Here is a 6678-nt window from a genome sequence, read left to right as displayed (position 1 = left end):
CACGGGGATTTGGCTGGTGATGATGGTGGCACGACGCTCGTAGCGATCCTCGGTGAGTTCGAGGAGGTCGCGTCGCTGTGCGTCGTCGAGCTTCTCCGGCGTACCCCTACGAGGGCGGCCGTCTTGAGGATTGATGCTTGGGGGTGAGAATGTGTCTGTATGGACGTCTATACAGGCACGCCGATCAGTCGGCTTGAGATCGTTGAACGGGGCGGTCGGCGGCGCTTTAGCGATGAAGCGAAGCTGCGGATCGTTGAGGAGAGCTATTCGGGTCGGCGACTGGGCTCGGCAACGGCGCGCAAGTACGCGATCACGCGCTCTCAGTTGAACGATTGGCGCGATGCCGCACGTGCCGGGCGGCTTGGTCCCGCTTCGAGCGCTGGCTTCATTCCGGCTGTGATCGTGCCGGAGGTGACGGCGACGACGAGCCCGCCGCCGGTGGATGGCAGCCGGATCGAGATCGTGACGTCGAACGGGCGGCGTATCGTCGTCGACGGACGCGTTGATGTCGATGCGCTGCTTCGGATTGTCCGCGGCCTGGAGACGCTACGATGATCCCGGTTCCGCCTGGGGTGCGGGTCTGGCTGGCGACGGGCTACACCGACATGCGCCGGGGCTTTCCGGGCCTGTCGCTGCAGGTTCAGGAAGTGCTTCGCCGTGATCCGCTGAGCGGGCATCTGTTCTGTTTCCGAGGGCGCCGCGGCGATCTTTTGAAGGTGATCTGGCATGACGGCCAAGGGGCCTGCCTGTTCACAAAACGGCTGGAGCGGGGGCGGTTTTTGTGGCCGAGCCCGGCGGATGGGGCAGTGACGATCTCGACGGCGCAGCTTGGCTATCTTTTGTCGGGAATCGACTGGCGCGCACCCCGGGAAACCTGGCGTCCGATGCGGGTCGGCTAGCATTTAGCTTTTGAAATCGCAGGAAAAATCTGATTCACTGGCTTCGTGATGATGAAGCCGGACGATCTTCCTTGCGATCTCGCGAGTGCCCTTGCGGCGCTACGGTCCGAACGCGAGGCGCGGTTGCAGGCCGAAGCCGTGGCCGCCAGCGCGCAGGCAAAACTCTCGGACACCGAGGCGTTGATCGCGCATCTGCAGCTGATGATCGAGAAGCTGAAGCGCGAGAAATACGGCCAGCGTTCCGAACGCACGGCGCGGCTGATCGAGCAGATGGAACTTCAGCTCGACGAACTCGTGACCGCGGCGAGCGAGGACGAGCTTGCCGCCGCCGCCGCGGCGACGAAGAGCGGGACGGTGCGCGCCTTCACGCGCAAGCGGCCGGTGCGCAAGCCCTGGCCGGAGGACATCGAGCGCGAGCGGATCATCATCGATCCACCCTCTGCCTGCGCGTGCTGCGGGGGATCGCGGCTGTCGAAGCTGGGCGAGGACGTGACGCAGACGCTGGAGGAAATCCCGCGCCGCTTCAAACTGATCGAAACGGTGCGCGAGAAGTTCAGCTGCCGGGATTGCGGGAAGGTCAGCCAGCCACCGGCGCCGTTCCATGCGACACCGCGCGGCTTCATCGGCCCGCAATTGCTGGCGACGATCCTCTTCGACAAGTTCGGCATGCACGCTCCGCTCAACCGTCAGAGCGCGCGCTTCAAGGCCGAGGGGATCGATCTGCCGCTATCGACGCTGGCCGACCAGGTCGGCCACGGCAGCTTCGCCCTGAGGCCAGTCTTCGATCTGATCGAGGCCCATGTGCTGGCGGCCGAGCGCCTGCATGGCGACGACACGACGGTCCCGATCCTGGCGAAGGGCAAATGCGCGACCGGGCGGATCTGGACGTATGTTCGCGATGATGGCCCCTTCGCCGGACCTGCGCCGCCGGCGGTGGTCTATTACGCCTCGGGCGACCGACGCGGCGAGCACCCTCAAAAGCATCTGGCCGGGTTCGCCGGCATCCTTCAGTGCGACTGTTACAATGGCTTCGAGCCGCTGTTCGACCCGCAGCGGAAGGAACAGCCGATCACGCCGGCCTTTTGCTTCGCCCATGCCCGGCGCGGCTTCTTCGAGCTGGCCGACATCGCGAAGAAGGCCCGCGACGGCGTGAGGGGAAAGCCAGTCTCCCCGGTTGCCCTGGCGGCGGTGAAACGCCTCGACGCGCTGTTCGAGATCGAGCGCGCGATCAACGGGCGCAGTGCCGAGGAGCGGCGGGCAGTGCGGCAGGAGAAGAGCAGGCCGCTTCTCGAGGACATGCATGACTGGTTGCTGCGCGAGCGCGAAACCCTCTCGCGCTCCGCCGAGGTCCTGAAGCCGATCAACTACATGCTCAGGCGCTGGGCCGACTTCGCCCGCTTCCTCGACGACGGCAGGATCTGCCTCAGCAACAACGCGGCCGAAAGAGCGCTACGGGGCATCGCTCTGGGGCGGCGCAACTGGACCTTCGCCGGCAGCCAGCGCGGCGCCGACCGCGCCGCCGTCATCCTCACCCTCATCGCCACGGCTCGCCTCAACGATGTCGATCCAAAAGCCTGGCTCGCCGACGTCCTGGCCCGGATCGCCGATCTGCCCGTCTCGCGTCTCCACGAGCTGCTGCCGTGGCAGTGGCGGCTCCTGCGCGCAGCCGAAAAGCCCGCAGATCAGAAGGCCGCCTGACCTTCACGCGCCCCATCATCGCGCCAGCGGCCAGGAGAGCGGCCGGCCCGTCCGCTTCGGCGCCGGTAGCAACGGCGCAATCAGCCGCCACTCCGCATCCGTCAAATCCGTTTCATATCGAAGTCCCGCGCGACTATGCTGCCGGCGAGTGGCTGGGGTCCACATCGCTCGCTCCAAGATGGCCTGAACAACCCCTTGGAATCACGAGTGCCCCAGTCGCTCAACCCTTTCGGGACGGGCTCTGAGGATCGAGCGCCCGTGGCGATGGCCGCCGGAAGAAGCGGAGGAAACCACCTCCATCTCCTTCGACCCTGCGGCGCTCACCTTTAGATCATTGCACTGGGGCGGACATCCTGGTCCTGGGGAGGTCTGCGCCGCGCTCCCAAACAACGCGCGTTGGCTCGCGCTCCTGCTGCGGGCTCTCGAAGCTGAGCTCGATAGGGTTTACCGCCTCGCGGCTCAGATGGGGTGGCTGGAGGAGGGGCACGATCTTCTGCAACGCTTCACCAACCGGGTCGCGATGGAGCCTCACTGGACGGATGACGCGACGGGCGCCGAGGACCAGCCATCCGACCCCGATCGATACCAGTCCGATCACCGCGCGCTCATTCGCGTGATCTCGGGCGCCTGGGACAGGCTCGCCAGGGTCGATCCCTCTTCGGCGCGGCAGTTTGCCGAAGGGTGGCGACTACGCGAACAGGCGCTTTACCAGCGCCTGTTCCTCCATGCTCTGCGTTGCGCCGAGGTGTTCGCGGCGGAAGACGTCGGCCGAACGCTCACGCTGCTGTCGGATGACGAGCTCTGGAGTGGACACGCGGAGACAACCCTAGTGATCGTGGCGCGATGGCAGAGCCTGCGGGAGGCTGATCGAACGCAGCTGGAAGCGCGTCTGCGGCGCGGCCCTCCGCTCGAGTCGTGGACACAGGGCACCGCAGACCAGAGGCGCCAGTGGCAGCGCGCCCGTGCGCAAAGGTTTCTCTCCGTTCTCGCACGAGAGGGCGGGCCGCTCTTACCCGAATCGACTGAGTTTGTCGGCGAGATGACGAAGGGGGCGGGACACGACAAGACCGAGCTGACGGTCGACGATCTGCTGGCAGGTGGCGTGCATGTCAGGTCCGTGCCAGAGGGTGACGCCTCCAAGTTCGCGAACTGCGAGAGTGTCGATCTGGTCGTGGCGCTCGAGACCGCGGGGGACGAGCGCGACTTTGGGGGGAGCGACCACGCTGCCGCATTCGTGCGCAGGGAACCCGAGCGCACACTGGAAGCTCTCCTCGCCGCGCCCGATGCGTTCGCGGCGCATGGCGACCTTTGGCGACAGCTTCTTTGGCGTTTGGCGGAGGCCGATTGGATTGAGAGGGCTCCGGTCGAGCAGAAGCAGCGAGTCTTGGACGCGATCGGCAGACTTGACGGTGAGGCGCTCGAGACGACGATCTCGTCCGCGGTGCGGTGGCTGGAGAAATGTGTCGTCGGTCGAGACGAGGCTGTCCTGCCTTTCCTCTCGGCCCAGCAGGACGCCATCATCGAGGTCTGGCATCATCTGGCTTCGCGAGCGTTCCTATCGACCGCCCAGCCTCCCGAAAATCACTTCGGCGCGAATCAGGGCGAAAGGCTCATGCAGCGAGCCTACAACAGCGCTGCGGGCGAGCTTACCTTTGTCGGCTTGGCGCTGCTGGACAAGGCTCGACGCGCCCCGGAGCAGCTCAACGCTAGCGCGCAACAGGCAGAGAGGATCGAGACCGCGATCTGCGAGGTCACGGACCGCGGGCGGCCAGATGTTGCCGCACGATTGGCGGAATGGGCTCACATCGCGGCGGTGCTGATGCCGCGGGCAACCGAGCACCTGGTGCTGGGTCCGATCACCGAGAGCGAGAGTGATGCGGCGCTGTGCCTGCTCGACCTGCACGCGCAATACGGCCGGGGACTGACGTCTGAGCTCTATGGGCGCCTCGAGCCGATCATGGTTCGTGAATCGAAGCGCAATCGGCTGTCGAATAAGGGGGTCGCGCACCTCGTCGGGAGGCTCACCTGGCGAGCTCTCGACCGGCTGTCCGGCACCCAAGCAACCGGATTGTCGCCACCTGAATTGAGGTCGGTCCTTCAGCGGACAAGCGACGAAGGTCGGCGCGCAGCCGCCGACACGGTGCGTGACTGGCTTAAGGGAAAGCCGCTCGAAGAAAGAGCGGACGCTTGGGTAAATACTGGAAGAATCTTTTTCGCACAGTGCTGGGCTTTTGATGTGGCCCTTCGCAGTCCAGAACTGTCGCAGCACTTGGCGAGGATTCCGGCGCTCCTTGGACCGGCCTTCAGGGACGGCGTGACAACGATCGTACCCCTGCTGGTCCCCTTCGAGGTTTGGGATGTTGACACCCTCTTTCTCCATTTCGGATCGCGTCAACAGACGGACGAAGGGCAAGAATTTGCCAGCACCAGCCTGAGGCGAAAGGCAGCTGGGGCGGCCTGGAGTGCAGCGGTCGATCTCCTGGATGCTGCTCTTGGCCCACAGCCGCTGATGGCGGAGCCAAGCTTCCGATGTTGCTGGCTCCCGGTCGCAAAGAAGCGCGACCGGCCGACGCCTTTCCAAGTCGCAGACGATCGTGCCGTAGCGGTGATTGCGCCGCCAGGCGAAGTCATCGATGCCGATCACGCGCAGCGGCTCGCTCGGCACCCTGGCACGCTGCCGGACCACGCGCAGCAACGTGTCGTTGCTGACCGGCAGCATCATCCTGGCGGCAAAACTTGCTCCGGGCCTGCCACCCAAGGCGAGGCCGAGATGCTGGACGATATGATCGAGACGATCGGTCCGACGCGCTCGCGGCGCGAGGACGCGGTCACCAAAGCGCTCCGCGAAGATCTGGCGGCCGCACAGGACGGCATCGCAGCGAAATCGCCGAACGAGGACCTGGAGCTCGACGCGTCGGCCGCTGAGCGGCAGATCCTTTGCACGCCGGAAATACCGGCTTTGGATCCGTTGCGAGAACGCCCCGCAGTCAGGACACGGACAGGCGCTGACGGCGGACCGGGTTCGGACAACAACGCGATCGCCTTCGATCGTGATCCCGTCGACCATCAAACCTGCGGGAACCAGGCTGGCTGGCCGAAATCGCTGCTTCATCGCGCTGATTCCTTCTGGAAACCAGCATCAAAACAGCCCCGACCTGCAGCAGATTTGAGTCAGACCCAGCCTTCAACGCGATAAGGGGGCTGCGCTTCAATGCGATTTGACAACGATCCCGATCCTCACTACATCCCGATCGAGTGGGTCGCCCCGGGTGGATCGGCACGTCCACCTGACGAAGCCAATGAGAGATGTAGTCGGGCTTTGGGACACGGGATTTAACATCAACGACCTCCCTTGAGCCGACGCAAGCTCACCGTCCGGTTGGCTTTTCGGGGTTCGCTCGCGCTTCCATCCAGCGGTCGGCCGGTATCCTGACCCCACGGCTTGCCTGGACCGAGCTCCCGGACGGCCTCCTCCTATCGCAGGGCCGTGAAGAGCATCGCGGCGGCCGCCGCTGCCATGGCGAGGGTTGCGGCCCAGCCGATGAGGCGCAGGGCTCCTGAAACGACGACCTCGCCCATGATCTTCGCTCTCGCCGTCATCAGCATCATGACGGCCATCACGGGGACCGCGACGATCCCGTTGATCACAGCGCTCCAATAAAGAGCCTTGATGGGATTGATGGAAGAGAAGTTGAGGCCCGCCCCGAGGATAATCGCGAGCGCGATCGTGGCGTAGAAGGCTTTGGCCTCCACGGGTCGACGGCCGAGGCCCACCGGCCACTTTCTGGCTTCGCCAAGGGCATAGGCCGCGGATCCCGCGAGTACCGGGACCGCGAGAAGCCCCGTGCCGATCACCCCGAGGGCGAAGACCGCGAAGGCGAGGCGACCTGCAACAGGGCGGAGCGCCTCGGCCGCCTGGCTCGACGATTCAATACCGGTGATGCCGTTCGCGTTCAGCGTAGCGGCTGTGGTGATGATGATCTGTGCACGGCGGTGAGAAAACCATCCAGTGGAGCGCCTGCGTTTGTGCCGGCGCGGGCGGCGTAAAAGTCGGCCATTGGATAGGCTGACCCCTTTCGGG

General features: G+C 65.2%; 6 protein-coding genes and 3 pseudogenes. 3 read left to right on the top strand and 6 right to left on the bottom strand.

From position 1 onward, the window contains the following. Positions 1-99, bottom strand: a pseudogene (locus ACFPN9_RS30340) (AAA family ATPase); the annotation flags it as partial. A 60-nt stretch (positions 100-159) separates the two neighbouring features. Here ACFPN9_RS30340 and tnpA point away from each other — a divergent pair. Genes tnpA through tnpC form a run of 3 tightly spaced genes read left to right on the top strand, consistent with a single transcriptional unit; the run spans position 160 to position 2597 of the window. Further along, positions 160-555, top strand: a complete 396-nt coding sequence (gene tnpA / locus ACFPN9_RS26070) for an IS66-like element accessory protein TnpA (protein WP_054209694.1) — start codon at positions 160-162, stop codon at positions 553-555. Then, positions 552-899: an IS66 family insertion sequence element accessory protein TnpB gene (tnpB, locus tag ACFPN9_RS26065; protein WP_066719869.1), complete on the top strand. Its 348-nt coding sequence runs from the start codon at positions 552-554 to the stop codon at positions 897-899. Before tnpA ends, tnpB begins: the two co-directional genes overlap by 4 nt. Before the next feature lie 45 nt (positions 900-944). After that, a complete protein-coding gene (tnpC, locus tag ACFPN9_RS26060; RefSeq protein ID WP_082732943.1) occupies positions 945-2597 on the top strand; it encodes an IS66 family transposase in 1653 nt (550 codons plus the stop codon). A gap of 24 nt (positions 2598-2621) precedes the next feature. Here the strand turns inward: tnpC and ACFPN9_RS26055 are convergent. The 5 genes and pseudogenes from ACFPN9_RS26055 to ACFPN9_RS26035 all read right to left on the bottom strand — a co-directional run. After that, a pseudogene (locus ACFPN9_RS26055) lies at positions 2622-2762 on the bottom strand (transposase); the annotation flags it as partial. 523 nt (positions 2763-3285) lie between these two features. Beyond that, positions 3286-3411, bottom strand: coding sequence for a hypothetical protein (locus tag ACFPN9_RS26050; protein WP_377817885.1), 126 nt, complete (start codon positions 3409-3411; stop codon positions 3286-3288). A gap of 195 nt (positions 3412-3606) precedes the next feature. Further along, the gene (locus ACFPN9_RS26045; RefSeq protein WP_156450912.1) at positions 3607-4131 is read right to left on the bottom strand and encodes a hypothetical protein; all 525 of its coding nucleotides are present in this window, start codon (positions 4129-4131) and stop codon (positions 3607-3609) included. Positions 4132-5064: 933 nt separating this feature from the next. Then, positions 5065-5709 (bottom strand): annotated as a pseudogene (locus ACFPN9_RS26040) (transposase family protein); the annotation flags it as partial. Between the two features lie 362 nt (positions 5710-6071). Then, positions 6072-6678: divalent metal cation transporter (locus tag ACFPN9_RS26035; RefSeq protein ID WP_377817884.1), on the bottom strand; the 607-nt coding region annotated here is incomplete at its 5' end.

The sequence above is a fragment of the Allobosea massiliensis genome (assembly GCF_042655245.1).
GTDB classification, from domain to species: Bacteria; Pseudomonadota; Alphaproteobacteria; order Rhizobiales; family Beijerinckiaceae; genus Allobosea; species Allobosea massiliensis.
The sequence above is the reverse complement of the archived record's forward strand: the minus strand, read 5'-3'. Positions and strand labels throughout refer to the sequence as shown.

What these genes read in the sequence shown, in the direction of transcription:
- tnpA (WP_054209694.1), top strand. Translation starts at nt 160, where the DNA reads ATGGACGTCTATACAGGCACGCCGATCAGTCGGCTTGAGATCGTTGAA.
- tnpB (WP_066719869.1), top strand. Translation starts at nt 552, where the DNA reads ATGATCCCGGTTCCGCCTGGGGTGCGGGTCTGGCTGGCGACGGGCTAC.
- ACFPN9_RS26045 (WP_156450912.1), bottom strand. Translation starts at nt 4,131, where the DNA reads ATGCCAGACCTCGATGATGGCGTCCTGCTGGGCCGAGAGGAAAGGCAG.